This is a genomic window from Gordonia sp. NPDC003424 (assembly GCF_053588655.1).
Genome location: NZ_JBSFQJ010000017.1, coordinates 70979 through 89492 on the forward strand (window position 1 = coordinate 70979; position 18514 = coordinate 89492).

Sequence of the window (18514 nt, forward strand, 5' to 3'; positions counted from 1 at the left end):
GGAAACGCGCCTGCGCATCTTGCACACGGCGCGGGATCTGTTCATCGAGCGGGGGTATGCGCGGACGACCATCGTCGAGATCGCCCGTGCGGCAGGGGTGTCGAAGGAGAGCGTCTACGCGATCTTCAAGAACAAGGCCACGATCCTGGCACGTGTCTGGGACATCACGATCGGCGGCGACGACGAGGACGTGACGTTCCATGATCGGCCGGTCGTCCTGCGGATCCGGGCCGAGCCGGACCTGGCGCGCCGACTCGAGATGCAGGCGGTGTTCAACACCGAGACGTCGCGGCGGATCACCCCGTTCATGATGGCGCTTCGTGGTGCGGCCGGGGCCGACCACGCGGCCGCCGAGATGCTCGCCGAGGTGGATCGGCAACGGTACGAGGGCATGAGGGTGATGGCCCGCGATGCCGCGGCGACCGGGCAACTCGCGATCAGTGAGCAGGAATGCCACGACTTCATGTGGGCCACCACCGACGGGGTGTTGTGGCACCGTCTCGTCGTCGAAAGAGGCTGGAGCGACGAACGATTCGCCGCCTACCTCGCGACGCTGTGGAAAGCGGCGCTGTTGGCCGGTCCGGACGGGTGACGTCACGCGTCGTCTGAGTCTGTCGGACGCCCGGGGTAGGGTGCGCGTGTCGGGCTCGGAAGAGGGGTGCACATGGCATTTGTGGTCACTGGTGACGACGGCGTCACGCGATGCGGTTGGGCCGGCGTCGAGCCGGAAACCACCTATCACGACCAGGAGTGGGGCTTCCCGCTCCCTGGCGACAACGCGTTCTTCGAACGGGTCTGCCTCGAGGGCTTCCAGTCCGGGTTGAGCTGGCGCACCATCCTGAACAAGCGAGACAACTTCCGCGCGGCGTTCGTCGGCTTCGACATCGAGAAGGTCGCGCGGTTCGCCGACTCGGATGTCACCCGCCTGCTCGGCGACGCCGGGATCATCCGGCATCGCGGGAAGATCGAGGCGGCCATCAACAACGCGAGACGAGCGGTCGAACTCGTCGACGCCGAAGGGTCGCTGCCGGGATACTTCTGGCGCTACGAACCGGCGTCCGAACCCGAGCCGCAATCGATGACCACCTCGCCGGAATCCATCGCGCTGTCCAAGGATCTCAAGAAGCGCGGCTGGAAGTTCGTCGGGCCGACGACCATGTTCGCGCTCATGCAGGCAGCGGGCATTGTCAACGACCACGCCGACGACTGTGTGATCCGTGAGCGGGTGGCGGCGGCGCGAGCCGGCGTCACACGGCCGGGTTGACCCGTCCTTGACTTCAAGTGAGGTTGAGGTCTTAGCGTGGCGGGCATGCCACCACCGCAGATGCACGACACCGAACTGCTGAGCCCCGAGGTCCTCGAATACCTGGCGACCCAACGCCTGGGTCGGCTGGCCACCGTCGACAAGGATGGTGCGCCGCAGAACAGCCCCGTGGGATTCCGCGTGAACACCGAACTCGGCACCATCGACATCGGCGGCTTGCGGCTCAGCAGGAGCAGAAAGTTCCGCAACCTCGCACACAACGACCGCGTGGCCTTCGTCGTCGACGACATCGCCTCACCCGAGCCGACGTGGCGGGTTCGGATGGTCGAGATCCGAGGTCGAGGCGAGCAGATCGTCGGCGGAACCTCGCCACGTGCCGGGATGGACGATGCACTGATCCGCGTACACCCCGAACGGGTGATCGCATTCGGGATCGGGGAATGACCGACGCCGCCTCCGGCTACGCGGTGGTGTGATCCGAGCCGAGACTGGCCCGGAGTCTGCGCATGCCGTCCCGAATCCTCGACTTGACCGTGGGTAACGGAACCGAAAGATACTCGGCGACTTCCGAATACGAGAGCCCGTGATAGTAGGCGAGGATCACGGACTCGCGTTGCAATTCGGTCAGGTCGGACAGGCAGTCCAGCACGGCCAAGCGCGCCTCGCGGACCTCGGCGGCCTCGCCCACCGCGTCGAAGTCGATCGGCATCGATGCGACACCGAACGCGATGGTGCGCCGGGTGGACGCGGTTTCGGCGCGGACACGATCGACCGCGCGCCGGTGTGCCATCGTCAGCACCCAGGACAGGGCCGAGCCCCGGTCCGGGCGATACGTTGCGGCGTGGCGCCAGACCTCGAGGAAGACCTCCTGGGTGGCCTCCTCGGCATAACCGGGGTCGCGGAGGATTCTCAGGACCATGCCGTAGACGTGGTCGGCGGTGTGGTCGTAGAACTCGGCGAACGCTGCGGAATCCCCAATTGCGATGCAGGAGAGAAGATCTGACAGGCCCTGACGATCGACGAGCGGAATGGGTGGGTCGTGGAGGACCGTCATCGGCGAATCCTCTCTGTGGGCCGTCCCGTGCGGTACCTCCGACCGTAATGACGATCGTGGAACGGTCCCGGGCCAGACGGGCAACCGCGATCTGATCGCAACGCGAGATCACAGAACGGTCACGGAGTGGGTCCCGTAGCCTCGATGCCATGACCGATGACGCCGCCCGCAGCAGCCTCGACGCGATCCTGCACGCCAAGTACGTGTCGTTGACGACGTTCAAGAAGGACGGCACGCCGGTCGCCACCCCGCTCTGGGCGGTCGCCGACGGCTCGACACTGATGATGTGGACCGTCGCCGACTCGTGGAAGGTGAAGCGACTCCGACGGAATCCGAAGGTCGTCGTGCAGGCATGCGATATGCGCGGCGGCAAACTGTCCGGCGAACCGGTCGAGGGGATCGCCGAAGTGCTCGATGCGGCCGGGACCGAGAAGGTGCGCAATCTGATCGTCCGCAAGTACGGCATCTTCGGCTGGATCACCATCAAAGGGAGCCGGCTGCGGCGCGGGAAGGATGCGACCGTGGGGTTGGCGATCCGCGCGGTATGACTCAGGCGGCCTCGGCGTAACAACGGGCCCAGATCTCCTCGTGGCGGATCGGATCGATCTGTCCGCGCGCGAGGTCGGCGTCAGCGGTGCGCAGCACGTCGGCGATGTGCAGCAGACGGTCGAGTCCGATCCGGGCGGACTCGTCGGGGTCGTCGATGTCGGTCCAGACGACCATCCACCGAACCCGTTGGCGCGCAGGACTTGCCGACGACGCGGACCACGCGGCCGCCACAATCGTGCCCACCGTGGCCGCCGTGATGCAGGCCGGGCCGGGAATCCCGACCATCAGCAACGGGGTCCAGAGTCCCAACCACACGGCCATCGCCCAGAACGGGCACGCATGCCAGATGCGCAGCCGACGACGATCGGGCGCGGTGAGTCCCGGTGGATAGACCGCGAGACGGTACTGAACACCGTTGCGGGCATGGCTGATTCGCAGACAGCCGGTGCGGAGGGCGCCCGCGGCACGTTCGCACGCCCGCTGCTCAGGGAGCGGAAGGGAGGGGCTTGTGCGAGGTCGTTGCTGAGGGGAGTGGATGTCGGCCATGCATCCGGCGTACGTGAACTCGTCGGGTGGTGGCCGGGTCGCGACGCGATCCATACGGTCGAACCGGTGATCTTGACGCCCTCTTGACGCGGAACCGGTTGCGCTGCGTCACGCATATCCCCTGACGACGTCGGCCGCGAGCTGCATCCCGCTGATCGGCGCGTTGCTCGAGTCGCGCCACCGGGTGTCGCCGTAGGCCCGATCGTGTTGGCCGTCGAAAAGATAGCCGCGCAGCCAGGCGGGCGCCTCCCACCAGGCCTGGAAGAAGCCGGGATCCGTCCAGGGCGCCGAAGTATGGGACAAGGCCGTCTCAACCGTGTTGAGCTGGTTGATCAGATCGGCGAACCAGTCGTTGAGTCCCTGAACGGTCAAACTGATCTCGCGGATCTCGCGCGCCAGGAGACGCCATGGTGAATTCCCTGGCGCCGAGGTGATTCCGTCGACCGGATTGGCGATCTCATAGGTGGGTAGCCCCGCCGGCCACGCACCGTGTTCGCCGTCGAGGCCCCAGCCGGAGGACGGAAGCCCGTACGACTGACCGCGTCGGCGCGCAGGGTTGGCGATGTTCACCACTGCGGAGACCTCGCAGTCCGCATACTCGCCATGTGCTTGGGCTTCGAGGAAATCCGATACCACCAGCGCACCCAGGCTGTAGCCGGACAGGATCACCAGATGCGGAGTCGCGCGGATGGCCGCCACCAGATTCTCCACCCCCGTCGCGCGTGACTGAGCTTCCGACGGCCCGGCCGGGTTGCCCTGCGGGTTGAAAACCGCGATGGATGCGGGATAGTCCACGTCGACCCATTCGACTGCCGGGCCGACCATCCCGGCCACCCGGCCGAGCATCGTGGTCGGGGTCTTGAAATGTTCGCCGGTGCCGCGCACCGTCACATAGGTCTTCATTGCCGTCGTCCTGGTGTGAGGTCAGTTGCTTGCTGCCGCCGCCATGGCCCGGTACGCGGGACGATCATACGGCCGACCGGTCGAGGGCGAAAAGGTGTCGTCGGACATCCGGATTACGGCCCGCACGACAACCCGGCGTCAATTTCGGCGACCGCACCGTATGGAACGCGTTAAGACGGTCGCCGGCCGCCACCGCGCGGGGTGATGCTGTCAATCGCCCCGCGTGGTGTGTGCCGTGCGGAAAAATCGAGTGGGGAGCGGAGATTCGTGACCGATCTGCTGTATCTGACCGCGGTGATCGTGGGCTTTGTCGCCTGCCTGATCGTCGTACGTGGCATCGACGTGCGGACGGGCCGATGACCGCCGACGGCGTCACCAACATCGTCCTGCTGCTTCTTGCCGCGGCGGTCGTCGTCTACCTGGTGGCCGCACTCATTCGTCCGGAGAGGTTCTGAGGTGTCCGTGACAGTTGCCGGCCTTCTTCAGCTGGCGTTCGTGATCGTCGTGCTGGCCGTCGCGTATGTGCCGCTCGGCGATTACATGGCGCGGGTGTACTCTTTGCGCCGCGATCTACGGGTCGAACGAGTCCTGTTCCGAGTGGGCCGTGTCGATTCGGCGCGCCAACAGACGTGGCTGGGTTATGTGCTCGCCGTGCTCGGCTTCTCGCTGGTGTCGGTGGTATTTCTCTATGTGCTGCAACGACTGCAGGGTGTCCTCCCGTGGTCCGACGGCAAACCCGGCGTGACACCGTCGATGGCCTTCAACACGGCCATCTCCTTTGTCACCAACACGAACTGGCAGTCGTACTCGCCGGAAGCCGTCATGAGCAACCTCAGCCAGATGCTCGGGCTGGCCGTGCAGAACTTCGTCTCCGCCGCAATCGGCATGGCGGTGGCGGTCGCGCTCATCCGCGGCATCATCAACCGCGGCGGCAGCGGGGAGATCGGCAACTTCTGGGTGGACCTCGTCCGCACCTGCGTACGCATCCTGCTGCCCGCCAGTCTCGTGGTCGCGGCGATCCTGCTGACCCAGGGCGTGGTGCAGTCGTGGCACACCGGATTCGACTTCACCACACTCGACGGGCAGCACGCACACAGCATGGTCGGCCCGTTCGCGTCCCAGGAAGCGATCAAGGAGATCGGGACCAACGGCGGCGGAACGCTCTCGGCGAACTCGGCGCATCCGTTCTCCAATCCGACGCCGCTGTCGGACGTGGTGGAAATCATTGCGCTGCTGATCATCCCCGTCTGTCTGACCCGCACCTACGGCACTCTCGTCGGTGACCGCCGTCAGGGGCTCACCCTGATCGGTGTGATGGGCGCGATCTGGGGCGCGATGCTCGCCGTCGTGTGGGTCTTCGAATCCCGCACCAACGGCGTGGCGGCGCAGGCCGCGGGCGCGATGATGGAAGGCAAGGAACAGCGTTTCGGCATTCCGGCGTCGGCGCTCTTCGCGGTGTCGACCACCGGAACATCCACGGGAGCAGTCAATTCCGCGCACGACAGCTTCTCCGCGGGCGGTGGGGGAGCGCTGATCTGGAACATGCTGCTCGGCGAGGTCGCGCCCGGCGGTGTCGGATCCGGTCTGTACGGGCTGCTGGTGATGGCGATCATCACGGTGTTCGTCGGCGGGCTGCTGGTCGGTCGGTCCCCGGAATTCCTCGGGAAGAAGATCGGGCAGCACGAGATCACCATGGCCGCACTGTATGTGCTCGTCATGCCTGCCCTGGTGCTCACCGGGGTCGGCATCACCGTCATCCTCGGTTCGACCACCGGATTCCAGGGCAACAGCGGCGATACCGGCACACCCGGCTCGATCCACGGATTCAGTGAGGTGCTCTACGCCTACACCTCGGCCGCGAACAACAACGGCAGCGCGTTCGGCGGACTGACCGTGACCAGCGACTGGTTCCAGACCTCGCTCGGGTTCGCGATGCTGTTGGGCCGATTCCTGCCGATCGTCTTCGTGCTGGCGCTCGCCGGACTGCTGGCGCGGCAGAAGCCGCGGGTGCGGGAGATATCGGTCGGTACCGCGGTCTCCGCTGGTCTCGACTCCGACGAAACAGGTGGTGGCTCCTCGACCAGGGGGACGGGTGGAGCGGTTGCGACACTCCCCGAGACCACCACGGCGACAACAGAGGACGACGCGTCGACGTTGCCCACGTACGGGCTGCTGTTCGGCGCGCTCCTCCTGGGCACCGTCCTGCTCGTCGCCGGCTTGACCTTCTTCCCCGCCATGGCGCTGGGGCCGATTGCAGAGGGACTGCTATGAGTCTTCCCGTCCTCGAACCGAAGAGCGGCCGGCTGGCCGCATCGAGCGAACCATCCGACGACACCACACAACTGGTCACGACCGGCGCCTTCAATGCGCGTCAGCTCGTGACGTCGCTGCCGCAGGCGGTGCGCAAACTGACCCCGCGGGCGCAGGCCCGCAATCCGGTGATGTTCGTGGTCTACCTGGGGGCCATCGTCACCACGGTCCTCGCTGCCTGGCAGCCCTCGTGGTTCGCCTGGGCGGTGGCCGTGTGGCTGTGGTTCACCGTCGTCTTCGCCAACCTGGCCGAGGCCGTCGCCGAGGGGCGCGGTCGTGCCCAGGCCGACAGCCTGCGAAAGGTCAAGCGCGACACCGTGGCCCGACGGATCGGTGCGGACGGCACGGTCACCGAGGTGCCCGGCGGCGAATTGGTCATCGGCGACCTGATCCTCGTCGGGGCCGGGGAGGTGATCGCCGGGGACGGCGACGTCGTGGAGGGCATCGCCACCGTCGACGAATCCGCGATCACCGGCGAATCCGCGCCCGTGGTCAGGGAATCCGGCGGTGACCGGTCCGCGGTGACCGGCGGTACCGTGGTGCTCTCGGACACCATCACCGTCAAGATCACCACGGCGCCCGGCGAGACCTTCGTCGACCGGATGATCGCCCTCGTGGAGGGGGCATCGCGTAAGAAGACCCCCAACGAGATCGCCCTCGACATCCTGCTGACGAGCCTGACGATCATCTTCCTGCTGGCCGTCGTCGCGGTCGGTCCGATGCAGCAGTATGCCGGCCAGTCACCGGACCCGGTCAAACTGATCGCGCTCCTGGTGTGCCTGATCCCCACCACGATCGGCGCGTTGCTCTCGTCGATCGGCATCGCGGGGATGGACCGGCTGGTGCAGCGCAACGTGCTCGCGATGTCGGGGCGCGCGGTGGAGGCCGCCGGCGACATCGACACGCTCCTGATGGACAAGACGGGCACCATCACATTCGGAAACCGTCGAGCCACCAACCTGACCGCGGCACCCGGAGTGGAGCTCTCGGAGCTCGCACGGGTCAGCTACGAGTGCAGCCTCGCCGACGACACGCCGGAGGGCCGCAGCATCGTCGACCTGTGCACCGGCGAGTACGGCGTCACCGAGATCGATCCCGACACGGTGCTCGCAGCGCGGCGGCACGAGCACCCGGACTATCACATCGTGCCGTTCACCGCCGAGACACGCATGAGCGGTGTGGACGTGACCCACGGGCAGTCGGTCCGGGAGTACCGAAAAGGGGCGGCCGACACGGTGACCCGATGGGTCAGCGAAGCCGGCGGAACGATCGGACCCGAGGTCGGTGCCGACGTCAACCGGATCTCGCTGGACGGCGGCACCCCGCTGGTGGTCGCCGCACGCGGCACCGATGGGCGGGCCACCGTGCTGGGGACGATCGCCCTGTCCGATGTCGTCAAGCCGGGCATGACCGAGCGTTTCGCGCAGTTGCGGGCCATGGGCATTCGGACCGTGATGGTCACCGGCGACAATCCGCTGACCGCCCGCGCGATCGCCGGTGAGGCCGGTGTCGACGACTACGTCGCGGAAGCCACTCCGGAGGACAAGCTCACCCTGATCCGCACCGAGCAGAGTGGTGGACGCCTGGTCGCGATGACCGGCGACGGCACCAACGACGCTCCGGCGCTCGCACAGGCCGATGTGGGTCTGGCGATGAACACCGGGACCTCGGCGGCCAAAGAGGCCGGCAACATGGTCGACCTCGACTCCGATCCCACCAAGTTGATCGAGGTGGTCGCCATCGGCAAGCAGCTGTTGATCACCCGTGGTGCGCTGACCACGTTCTCGCTGGCCAACGACCTGGCGAAGTACTTCGCCATCTTGCCCGCGCTGTTCAGCGGGATCTATCCGCAGCTCGATGCGCTCAACATCATGCGTCTGCACTCGGCGCAGTCGGCGATCACCTCGGCGGTGATCTTCAACGCGCTGATCATCGTCGCGCTGATCCCGCTGTCGCTGCGCGGCGTGCGGTATCGCCCGTCGTCGGCGTCGAAACTGTTGGGCCGCAACCTCTTGATCTACGGTGTCGGCGGTGTCGTCAGTCCCTTCGTGGGTATCTGGCTGATCGACCTCGTCGTCCGCTTCCTCCCGGGAATGGGGTGACCATGAACTCGATCGTGACCGGATTTCTACGGCAGTGCGCGGTGGCATTGGCGGTCCTCGCGTCGCTGACGGTGCTGCTCGGGGTGGCCTACCCCGCAGCGGTGTGGGCGGTCTCGCGCGTCGGCAGCCACAGCGCCGAGGGCTCGCAGGTCGTCGATGCCCGGGGGTGCGACGTCGGCTCGTCGATGATCGGACTCGACCCGCAGGTGCCCGCCGGTGCTCCCGACCCGTATCTGCACGCGCGCGTCCTCGGTGCTGCCGACAACCCCATGGCACCCGGCGACCCGTCCGCGTCTGGGGCGAGCAACCAGGGGCCCAACAGCGAGACGTTGCGTGAGTGGATCAGTGCGCGGCGCGCCGTGATCGCCGCCCGTGAGGGGGTTGCGCCGGCGCAGGTGCCGGCGGACGCGGTCACCGGCTCCGGATCCGGCCTCGATCCCGACATCAGCCCGGCCTATGCGGCACTGCAGGTGCCCCGACTGGCTCGCGAGAACCGACTCTCGGAACAGCGGGTGCGCGACATCATCGACGAGAACACACGGTCGCGGCAGTGGGGCTTCCTCGGGCAGCCGCGGGTCAACGTCCTCGGCGTCAACCTCGCCTTGGGCCACGGGCCGTCGCCCTGTCGATAGACTCGCGGTATGGCGGCACCTGACCGAGGAAGACTCGAGGTCTTCCTCGGATGCGCCCCGGGCGTGGGCAAGACCTATGAGATGCTGGCGCACGCCCGGGCGCTGCGCGACGAGGGCCGTGACGTCGTCGTCGGAGTCGTCGAGTCGCACGGCCGGGTGGCGACCGCCGCACTCGTCGAGGGTCTGGAGGTCATTCCCCGAAAACCGGTGACCTATCGCGGCACCGAACTGGAGGAGATGGATCTCGACGCGATCCTCACCCGGCGTCCGCAGGTGGTTCTCGTGGACGAGCTCGCGCACACCAATGCGCCGGGATCGCGGAATGCCAAGCGGTGGCAGGACATCGAGGAGCTCCGCGACGCCGGGATCGATGTGCTGTCCACCATCAACATTCAGCACCTGGAGAGCCTCAACGACGTCGTCACCGCGATCACCGGTGCGGTGCAACGTGAGACGGTGCCCGACGACGTGGTGCGTGCGGCCGATCAGATCGAGCTGGTCGACATCGCGCCGCAAGCCCTGCGGCAACGCCTGGCCGCCGGCAAGGTCTACCCGGACGGGCGGATCGAGGGTGCGTTGACCAACTACTTCCGTCAGGGCAACCTCACCGCGCTGCGGGAACTGGCGCTGCTGTGGCTGGCCGATCAGGTGGACGACAATCTGGCCGATTACCGTGCGGCCCACAACATCACCGACATCTGGGAGGCCCGGGAACGGGTGGTCGTCGCGGTGACCGGTGGGCCCGAGTCGGCAACCCTGCTGCGGCGGGCGAGTCGCATCGCCTCCCGCTCGAGCGCGGAACTCATCGCGGTACACATCGTCCGGGGCGACGGGCTGTCCGGCCGCACTCCGGTGGATCTGGCCGAACTGCGTGAGCTGGCAAGCGGATTCGGCACCCGCATCCACACGGTCGTCGGGGATGACATACCGACCGCCCTGCTCGACTTCGCGCGCGGGGTCAACGCCACCCAGGTGGTGATCGGTACGTCCCGGCGTCCCCGGTGGCAACGAGTCGTCGACGAGGGCGTGGGGGCGACCGTCGTCCGCGAGAGCGGACGAATCGACGTGCACATGGTCACCCACGACGAGGCCCCGCAACGCAGCCGGTTGGACATCCGGCAGACGAGGTTCCATCGGCCCCTGAGTTGGATTCTCGCCGTGGTTGTTCCGGTGGCGATGACCGCGGTGCTGTGGGCTGCCGACCGCTGGCTGGGATTCGCGAGTGAGTCGGCACTGTACTTCGTCACCGTGCTCGCGGTGTCGATGCTCGGCGGTGTCGGACCGGCGGCATTGTCCGCGGTGGTGTCGGGGCTGCTGCTGAACTACTACTTCACCGATCCCCGCTACACCTTCACCATTGACGAACCGGACAACCTCATCACCATCCTCGTCATGCTGGTGATCGCCATCGCCGTTGCCGCGCTGGTGGATTCGGCCACCGTCCGGCGGGTGCAGGCGCAACGGGCAGCCCGAGACGCCGAGTTGCTCGCGCACTTCTCCTCGGCCGTCCTCGGCGGGGCCGACGTGCCCGGACTGCTCGAGCGGGTCCGCGAAACCTACGACCAGCGTGCGGTATCCATCGTGCGTCGCGTCAGTCGCGGCGACCGTACGTCCGTGGTGGAGGCGGCGGTCGGCGTGGACCCGCCGAAGTCCGCCGAGCAGGCCGATTCCGTGTTCCCGGTGTCCGGCAACGAGTTCGAGCTGTTGATGCGCGGGCCGGAGGTCGGTGCCCGGGATCGGCGGGTGGTCACCTCGGTGGCGACCCAGGCGGCCGGTGCGGTCCAGCGCCAGCGTCTGGAGGCCGAGGCCGCCCAGGCGCAGGCACTCGCCCAGACCGACGAATTGCGGCGGGCGCTGCTGGCCGCGGTCAGCCACGACCTGCGCACCCCGCTGGCCGCGGCCAAGGCTGCGGTGTCAAGTCTGCGCAGCACCGACGTCACGTTCGACGCCGAGGACACGGCCGAATTGCTTGCCACCGTGGAGGAATCGGTGGATCAGCTGGCCGCGCTGGTCGGCAATCTGCTCGACTCGTCGCGCCTGGCGGCCGGCGCCGTCCGCCCGCAACTGCGGCAGACGTATCTGGCCGAGGTGATCCACCGGGCGGTCGCGGCGGTCGGCCGGCGCCAGCCCGAGGCGCCGGGCGTCACCCTGGATCTCCAGCATGCGTGGGCCTACACCGATCCGGGGTTGCTGGAGCGTGCGCTCGCCAACCTCGTGGACAATGCGGTCCGCCACGGCGGGGGAGAGGTCACCGTCGATGCCCGGCTCGCCGACGGTGTGACGCCGTCGGGGCGGGTGTGCCTCATCCGGGTCATCGACCATGGTCCGGGAATCCCTGCCGCCGAACGGGATCGGGTGTTCACCCCGTTTCACCAGTTCGGCGATCAGAAGAGCGCGTCGACCGGCGTCGGGTTGGGGCTGTCCGTTGCACGGGGTTTCGTCTCCGCCATCGGCGGGACCCTGATGGCGGCCGACACACCGGGCGGCGGGACCACCATGGTGCTCGCACTGCCGACCACCGCCGCCGACGTGATCCCGGTGGAGGGATCGCGATGAGCGGTGAGACCCGGGTGCTGGTCGTCGACGACGAACCGCAGTTGGTGCGTGCGTTACGGATCAACCTCAAGGCCCGCGGCTTTGCGGTGAGCACCGCGGCGACCGGTGCGGAGGCGCTGACCCTGGCGGCACGCGTCAACCCGCAGGTGGTGATCCTGGATCTCGGACTCCCCGACATCGACGGCATCACCGTCCTGGAAGGTCTGCGGGGCTGGACGAGTGTGCCGGTGATAGTCCTGTCCGCCCGGACCGACGCCGCCGACAAGGTGGCCGCCCTCGACGCCGGTGCCGACGACTACGTGACCAAACCGTTCGGCATGGAGGAGTTCCTCGCCCGCCTGCGTGCCGCGGTGCGACGGGGCGCCGCGACGGTCGTCAGCGGTGAGTCCCCCGTCGTCGATGCCGGGGCGTTCTCCGTCGACCTGGCGGCGCGGCAGGTGATGCGGGCCGGCAAGCGAGTGCATCTGACCCCGACCGAGTGGGGTGTTCTCGAACTCCTGGTGCGCAACGAAGGGAAACTGGTCGGCCAGAAGGAGATATTGCACGCCGTATGGGGGCCGTCGTACGGAAACCAGTCCAACTACCTTCGCGTCTATCTGGCCGGTCTGCGGCGGAAGCTGGAGGACGATCCGGCCCGCCCCGCCCATCTCTTGACCGAAGCCGGCATGGGATACCGATTCGTGCGCTGATCTGCGGCGTCGACGGTCGTTGGCGGCGCTCAGCCGTAAACGTAGATTGTCGACAATCTACGAAGGCGGTGGCTCGGCTGTCTTCTTCGGGCGAATCACGGTAAGAACGAAGGGTCATGGTCCTGAATACGTCGCAGGAGGGCGCCGGCGGACGCAAGCGAATCCTGACCCCATTGGTGCAGGAGTCGACACCGGCGATCATCGCGCGTAAGTTGCGCGATGCGATCGCGAACGGTGACTTTCCGCCGGGGTCGCAACTGACCGAAGCCGGTCTCGCTGCCGATCTCGGGGTCAGTCGAGGCCCGCTGCGTGAAGCGATGCAGCGACTGACCGCCGCAGCAAGCGGCTTTCACGCCTGCACGACACGATGATCGTGGAGACGCGAATATGCTTGCGCGCCATGCGAGGGACATATTCCTCGGGGAAGGAGAGAATCGACGAGCACCAGGCATTGGTGGACGCCATCGCGGCGCGAGACACCGCGACGGCAGACAGCTTGATGATCGCGCACATGTCCGACAGGCTGCGCCGACTGATCGGCGACGGCGGTTCGGAGTCCGCATCGACGGCGTGAGGCGCGCCCTGGTTCCGGCGCCCCGCGTACCCCATCCACTGATGTGAGAGCGAAAAGACAACTGGCCAAACGATTCTGAGAGGCACAGATGACTAGAGCATCCTCACCCGCGACATACGAAGAACTCGCCCCGGATCCGGAATCCCCGGAGGGCAAATCCCTGTTACGCAAGGCGATCGGCGCCTCGGCCATCGGCAATGCAACCGAGTGGTACGACTACGGTGTCTATGCCGCCACGACGACTTATCTGACCCAGGCGTTCTTCCCGGGCGACCTCGGAACCATCGGCACCATGCTGGGTTTCGCGATCTCCTTCGTGCTGCGCCCGCTGGGGGGCATGATCTGGGGTCCGATCGGTGACCGTATCGGCCGGAAATCAGTGCTGGCCATGACGATTCTGCTGATCTCCGGCGCGACCGCACTGATCGGTCTGCTGCCGACGCACGCCGTGGCCGGCGTGTGGGCACCGATCCTGCTGATCACGCTGCGGATCATCCAGGGCTTCTCCACCGGAGGCGAATACGGTGGCGCCGCAACGTTCATGGCCGAGTACGCGCCGGACAAGAAACGCGGCCGGTTCGGCTCGTTCCTCGAGTTCGGCACACTGGCCGGCTTCAGTGCCGGTACCGCCGTGGTCCTGCTGCTGGAATTGCTGCTGTCCGACGACGCCATGCAAACCTGGGGTTGGCGTATCCCATTCCTGATCGCGTTGCCGCTGGGGCTCATCGGGCTCTACCTGCGCTCGCAGATGGAGGACACGCCGGTGTTCCAGGAGTTGGAGCACAAGGCCGAGGTCGAGCGCTCCGCGTGGCAGGGGTTGAAGGATCTGCTGAGCAACTACTGGCGGCCGATCCTGATCATGTTCGGCATGGTCATCGCGTTGAACGTCGCGAACTACACGCTGTTGGCCTATCAGCCGACGTATTTGAAGAGCACGATCGGACTCTCGGATTCGTCGGGATCGACCGTCGTGCTGATCGGTCAGCTGGCGATGATGGTGATGATCCCGTTCTTCGGCCGGTGGTCGGATACGACCGGGCGTAAACCGATGTGGTGGGGATCGCTGATCGGCCTGTTCGTCCTCGCGCTTCCGCTGTACTGGCTGATGGGTCAGGGATTTGCCTGGGCAATAGTCGGTTTCGTCGTTCTGGGCCTGCTGTACATCCCGCAGCTGGCCACGATCTCGGCGACCTTCCCGGCGATGTTCCCGACCCAGGTGCGCTACGCCGGGTTTGCCATCTCCTACAACGTCGCGACCGCCGCGTTCGGCGGCACCGCCCCGCTGGTCAACGACGCGGTGGTCGAGTCGACCGGCTGGAACCTGTTCCCCGCCATCTACATGATGGGCTCCTGCGCCATCGGCATGCTCGCCCTCACCTTCCTCAAGGAGACCGCCGGATGCTCGCTGCGCGGCACGGAGATTCCGAGCAGGGAGAACGACTCCCAGATGCCGGCGGGGACGACTCCTCAGGATTCCTGATTGGAGGCGCGTCGAGAGAGAGGTGAGATGTGGCTCAGCCGACGGGGGCGGCCAGTAGCCGCAGGGCGGCGATAGTGTAGGCGCGGGCGGCGGTTTCGAGGTCGGCGACGGCGACGGACTCGTCGGGTTGGTGTGCTTCGGTGTTGATGTTGCCGGGCCCCAGGACGATGGTCGGGATGCCGAGGTCACGGCTGACGAATCCACCGTCGCAGGCGGCGCTCCACCCACCGACGGACGTCTCCCGCCCGGCGTCGGTGACCGCGGCGACCGAGCTGGTGACGAGCGGATGGTCGGCGGGGGTGGCGAATCCGGGCATCTCCATGGTGACGGTGACGTTCACCGAGATGCCGTCGGTGTCGATCCCGGAATCGGTGATGGCAGTGCGCAATTGGTCGGCGATGTCGTTGGCGTCCTCATCGGGCATGAGGCGCCGGTCGATGCCGAGTTCGCACATCGGCGCCACCACCGAGATCCCCTGTCCGCCGGTGATGGTGCCGACGTTCCAGGTTCCCGAGCCGAGCAGGCCGTCGGCGGTCATGCCGAGTTGCCGATGGTCGAAGCGGATGAGGTCGACGATCGAGGCGGCCGCCTCGATGGCGCTGCGGCCGTCGGCGGGCCGTCCCGAATGTGCTGCGCGCCCGGTGATGTCGACCCGGAGGTACGACGCCCCGCGGCAGCCGCGCACGATCGTCAAGTCGGTGGGCTCGGCGACGATGCATCCGACGAATGTGTGAGCGTTGGCATTCGGCCCGCTCGCTTCGCTCCCGGCGCCGGACGGGCGGGCGACGAAATCGCGCACACCGAGACCGTGCTCCTCCTCGTCGACGGTGCAGACCAACTGCACCGGGCCGGCGAGGTCGATGCCGTAGGCGCCGGCATGTGACAACGCCTGCATGGCGACGACCGCCGCCGCCAGGCCCCCCTTCATGTCCGTGGTGCCGCGGCCGTAGATCCGCCCGTCGGCGAAGCGCGGGCGATAGGGGTCCGACGTCCAGCCGGGCCCGGCGGGGACGACGTCGGAATGGCCGAGCAGCATCAGGCCGGGACCGTCGCCGGCCGGCAGCGTGGCAACGAGGTTGGGGCGATCGGGCGCGACCTCGTGGACGTCGACGGTGAATCCGGCCCCGCGGCATGCCTGCGCCAGGACCGCGACGGCGTCGGCTTCGGTGCCGCCCGGATTCTCGCTCGCGGCCTCCACGAGACCGGCGGTGAGCATCGCGACCGTGTCCGGGGTGATGTGCGAGAGAACCCCGGTCTCGGCCTCCGTCAGCGACACCGCTCCACCTCTCATCGTCGAAAACCCCTCATGGAAGTATGCGCCATCTTCTCGAGACTTGTGGTGAGGCGGCGGATGCCCTCGTCGATGCGGTCCGGGGTGCTCGACGCGAAGCACAGTCGCAGCGCGTTGCGAAACCGGCCACCGGGCGAGAGGGCGGGTCCCGGGATGAAGGCGACGCCGTCGGCGAGTGCGACCTCGAACAGTTCCCGGGTGTCGATCTCCGCGAACTCATCGCGCAGGGTGACCCACAGGAAGAAGCCGCCCTCGGGGTCGGTGGTGGTCACCCGGTCGCCGAGATGCCGACCGATGGAGTCGATCATGGCCTCCTTGCGCTCGCGGTACAGACCACGGATGCCCGCCAGGTGATCGTCGAGGCCGCCGCGAGCGATGTACTCGGCGACGATGTGCTGATTGGGGACGTTGGTGCAGGTGTCCATCGCCTGCTTGCCGTTGATCAGCAACTGCCGCAACGACGGATCGGCATCGACCCACCCGACGCGCCACCCCGGGGCGAGGATCTTGGAGAAGGTGCGCACCGAGAACACCAGCGGATCCTGCGGGCTGAGGGTCTGGAAGGTGGGGATGTCGTCGCCGGCGAAGCGCAGCAGTCCGTACGGGTCGTCGTCGATGATCACCGCACCCCACCGGTGTGCGAGCCGGAGGAGCTCTCGGCGGCGTTCCTCGGACAGGGTCACCCCGGACGGGTTCTGGAAGGTGGGGATGGTGTAGATCGCCTTCGGGACCTGATGGGTGTGCGCGACAAGGGATTCGAGCTGATCGACCTGCATTCCCTCGTCGTCGACGGGTACTTCGAGCAGCTGCGCGCCGTACGAGAGGGCGGTGGCGCTGCCGTTGGTGTACGTGGGGGACTCGACGACGACGAGGTCGCCCGGGTCGATGAAGAGCTTGCCGGCGAGGTCGAGTCCCTGCATTCCGCCGGTGGTGATGACGAGGCGTTCGTGGCTCGACGGGTCCGGGGTGGTTGCCAGGTAGTCGACGAGGAGCCCCAGCAGCCGGGGCTCGCCTTCGGTGGCGCCGTAGGTGAACGAGGTGTGATCGAGGATCTCCCCGGCGATCTGCCGGAACTCGTCGGCCGGCACGGCCTCGTCGGCGGGGGCGCCCATCGCGAAGCGCACGATGTCGTGCTGCTGCGAGGCGAGCAGTGAGGTCGACGAGTCGATGAGCGACCCGACGAGGTTCTTGGCGCGCCCGGCGAGGGGGATGGTGGGAGCGTGGGCGGACATGGTGATCACCTCATTTTCGGATCAGTTCGCGGGGGAAGGCGGTGAACGTCTCGACGCCGGTGGGGCTCACCCGTACCGACTCGGAGAGCTCGAAACCGTAGTCGTCCATCCACATTCCGCAGATGATGTGGAAGGTCATGTTGGTTTCGAGAATGGTCTCGTCTTCGGTGCGGATGCTGATGGTCCGTTCGCCCCAATCCGGTGGATAGCCGATACCGATGGAATAGCCGAGCCGCGAAGGCTTTTCGAGGCCGTACTTCGCCAGGCTCCAGTTCCATGTGGACGCCAGTTCGCGGGTGGCCACGCCAGGGCGGATGGCGTCGAGGACGTTGTTGAGACCCTCGGCGGTGGCGTTGGCGACGTAGTCCAGATCCTTGGTCGGTGTGCCCAGCGTGACGGTACGCGCCAGTGGGCAGTGGTATCGATTGTGGGCACCGGTCAGTTCGATGGTGACGGCCTCGTTGTCGGCGAAAGTGCCCTGATGCCAGGTCAAATGCGGGGTGTCGGCAGCGGCGCCGGTCGGTAGCATCGGCACGATCGCCGGGTAGTCACCGCCGAACTCGTCGGTCCCGGTGATCTGGGCCTGCGAGATGGCGGCGGCGGCATCGCACTGCCGCACACCGACATCGATGGTGTCGATGGCCGCACGCATGGCCTCGGAACACACCATGCCGGCCTGGCGCATCAGCTGGACCTCGGCGTCGGACTTGACCGACCGCACCCAGTTGACGAGTTCGAAGTTGTCGACCAGCTTCCACTCCGGAATGGCGTTGACCAGCGCGCGGTAGGCCTTGGGGGAGAAGAAGTGCGAGTCCATCTCGAGGCCGACCGAACCGCCCTTGGAGGCGGGCGCGATCTGGTGCCGTTGACGCAGCGCCCATGCCACCCAGTCGAACGGATGCACGTGCGGGCGGTGCACGTAACTCTCCGGATAGCCGACGATCTGGTCCTCGGGCAGCCACGTCGTGCGGTGCGCGCCATGGGCATCCATCTCGCGGGCGAAGAACACCATGTCGTCGTCGATCGGCACGAACAGCATCTGCGGGGTGTAGAACGACCATGCGTTGTACCCGATCAGGTAGAAGATGTTCGCCGGATCGGTGACGATGATGGCCGAGAGGCCCTGCCGATCCATCAGCTCACGGACGCGCGTGAGCCGATGGTGGTACTCGCTGTCGGTGAACAGCTGAGCGCCGAGATACATACGCCTCCTTATCGATTCCGGATCGGACGGGCGACATACTTGATGTCGAGGAACTCGTCGATGAGGAGGTGGGAGAGGGCTTGTGGGAGTGCGGGGTGGGCGTGGTTGGTGGTCATCGGACTCCTCTC

General features: G+C 67.0%; 17 protein-coding genes and 1 pseudogene. 12 read left to right on the plus strand and 6 right to left on the minus strand.

The genetic code is table 11. From position 1 onward, the window contains the following. The first annotated feature begins 19 nt into the window (after positions 1 to 19). The 3 genes from ACWDTI_RS21180 to ACWDTI_RS21190 all read left to right on the plus strand — a co-directional run bounded on the left by ACWDTI_RS21180 (position 20) and on the right by ACWDTI_RS21190 (position 1708). Positions 20 to 592 carry a helix-turn-helix domain-containing protein gene (locus tag ACWDTI_RS21180; protein WP_449740097.1) on the plus strand — a complete coding sequence of 191 codons (573 nt, stop codon included), beginning with the start codon at positions 20 to 22 and terminating at the stop codon, positions 590 to 592. Between the two features lie 72 nt (positions 593 to 664). Further along, positions 665 to 1264 (plus strand): DNA-3-methyladenine glycosylase I, encoded by a 600-nt coding sequence (locus ACWDTI_RS21185; protein WP_449740098.1) that lies wholly within the window; start codon positions 665 to 667, stop codon positions 1262 to 1264. A gap of 45 nt (positions 1265 to 1309) precedes the next feature. After that, on the plus strand, positions 1310 to 1708 hold the full coding sequence (locus tag ACWDTI_RS21190; protein ID WP_449740099.1) for a PPOX class F420-dependent oxidoreductase: 399 nt from the start codon (positions 1310 to 1312) through the stop codon (positions 1706 to 1708). Between the two features lie 16 nt (positions 1709 to 1724). Here ACWDTI_RS21190 and sigK read toward each other — a convergent pair whose 3' ends face one another. Next, on the minus strand, positions 1725 to 2318 hold the full coding sequence (gene sigK / locus ACWDTI_RS21195; RefSeq protein ID WP_449740100.1) for an ECF RNA polymerase sigma factor SigK: 594 nt from the start codon (positions 2316 to 2318) through the stop codon (positions 1725 to 1727). A gap of 149 nt (positions 2319 to 2467) precedes the next feature. On the opposite strand from sigK, the gene ACWDTI_RS21200 reads away from it, so the two are divergent. Then, positions 2468 to 2866, plus strand: coding sequence for a PPOX class F420-dependent oxidoreductase (locus ACWDTI_RS21200; RefSeq protein WP_449740101.1), 399 nt, complete (start codon positions 2468 to 2470; stop codon positions 2864 to 2866). Position 2867: 1 nt separating this feature from the next. On the opposite strand, the gene ACWDTI_RS21205 is transcribed toward ACWDTI_RS21200, so the two are convergent. After that, the gene (locus tag ACWDTI_RS21205) at positions 2868 to 3467 is read right to left on the minus strand and encodes a DUF6611 family protein (RefSeq protein WP_449740102.1); all 600 of its coding nucleotides are present in this window, start codon (positions 3465 to 3467) and stop codon (positions 2868 to 2870) included. Between the two features lie 54 nt (positions 3468 to 3521). Next, positions 3522 to 4316 (minus strand): PE-PPE domain-containing protein, encoded by a 795-nt coding sequence (locus tag ACWDTI_RS21210; RefSeq protein ID WP_449740103.1) that lies wholly within the window; start codon positions 4314 to 4316, stop codon positions 3522 to 3524. Between the two features lie 356 nt (positions 4317 to 4672). On the opposite strand from ACWDTI_RS21210, the gene kdpF reads away from it, so the two are divergent. The 8 genes and pseudogenes from kdpF (at position 4673) to ACWDTI_RS21250 (ending at position 14659) form a co-directional block, all read left to right on the plus strand. Then, positions 4673 to 4771 (plus strand): K(+)-transporting ATPase subunit F, encoded by a 99-nt coding sequence (kdpF, locus tag ACWDTI_RS21215; RefSeq protein ID WP_449740104.1) that lies wholly within the window; start codon positions 4673 to 4675, stop codon positions 4769 to 4771. 1 nt (position 4772) lies between these two features. Continuing rightward, complete coding sequence (kdpA, locus tag ACWDTI_RS21220; RefSeq protein WP_449740105.1) at positions 4773 to 6587, plus strand: potassium-transporting ATPase subunit KdpA; 1815 nt, start codon at positions 4773 to 4775, stop codon at positions 6585 to 6587. Then, complete coding sequence (gene kdpB, locus ACWDTI_RS21225; protein ID WP_449740106.1) at positions 6584 to 8728, plus strand: potassium-transporting ATPase subunit KdpB; 2145 nt, start codon at positions 6584 to 6586, stop codon at positions 8726 to 8728. Before kdpA ends, kdpB begins: the two co-directional genes overlap by 4 nt. A gap of 2 nt (positions 8729 to 8730) precedes the next feature. Next, positions 8731 to 9360: a potassium-transporting ATPase subunit C gene (locus ACWDTI_RS21230; RefSeq protein WP_449740107.1), complete on the plus strand. Its 630-nt coding sequence runs from the start codon at positions 8731 to 8733 to the stop codon at positions 9358 to 9360. Positions 9361 to 9369: 9 nt separating this feature from the next. Continuing rightward, complete coding sequence (locus ACWDTI_RS21235) at positions 9370 to 11916, plus strand: DUF4118 domain-containing protein (protein ID WP_449740108.1); 2547 nt, start codon at positions 9370 to 9372, stop codon at positions 11914 to 11916. Next, the gene (locus tag ACWDTI_RS21240; RefSeq protein WP_449740109.1) at positions 11913 to 12605 is read left to right on the plus strand and encodes a response regulator; all 693 of its coding nucleotides are present in this window, start codon (positions 11913 to 11915) and stop codon (positions 12603 to 12605) included. The genes ACWDTI_RS21235 and ACWDTI_RS21240 overlap by 4 nt, the downstream gene beginning before the upstream one ends. A gap of 116 nt (positions 12606 to 12721) precedes the next feature. Beyond that, positions 12722 to 13179: pseudogene (locus tag ACWDTI_RS21245) on the plus strand (GntR family transcriptional regulator). 88 nt (positions 13180 to 13267) lie between these two features. After that, positions 13268 to 14659: an MFS transporter gene (locus ACWDTI_RS21250; protein WP_449740110.1), complete on the plus strand. Its 1392-nt coding sequence runs from the start codon at positions 13268 to 13270 to the stop codon at positions 14657 to 14659. A gap of 34 nt (positions 14660 to 14693) precedes the next feature. On the opposite strand, the gene ACWDTI_RS21255 is transcribed toward ACWDTI_RS21250, so the two are convergent. The 3 genes from ACWDTI_RS21255 to ACWDTI_RS21265 are packed head-to-tail and all read right to left on the minus strand — an operon-like array spanning position 14694 to position 18386. Further along, positions 14694 to 15950 (minus strand): M20 family metallopeptidase, encoded by a 1257-nt coding sequence (locus ACWDTI_RS21255; protein ID WP_449740111.1) that lies wholly within the window; start codon positions 15948 to 15950, stop codon positions 14694 to 14696. After that, on the minus strand, positions 15947 to 17182 hold the full coding sequence (locus tag ACWDTI_RS21260) for an aminotransferase-like domain-containing protein (protein WP_449740112.1): 1236 nt from the start codon (positions 17180 to 17182) through the stop codon (positions 15947 to 15949). The genes ACWDTI_RS21255 and ACWDTI_RS21260 overlap by 4 nt, the downstream gene beginning before the upstream one ends. A gap of 10 nt (positions 17183 to 17192) precedes the next feature. Then, positions 17193 to 18386: a M24 family metallopeptidase gene (locus ACWDTI_RS21265; RefSeq protein ID WP_449740113.1), complete on the minus strand. Its 1194-nt coding sequence runs from the start codon at positions 18384 to 18386 to the stop codon at positions 17193 to 17195. Positions 18387 to 18514 lie beyond the last annotated feature (128 nt).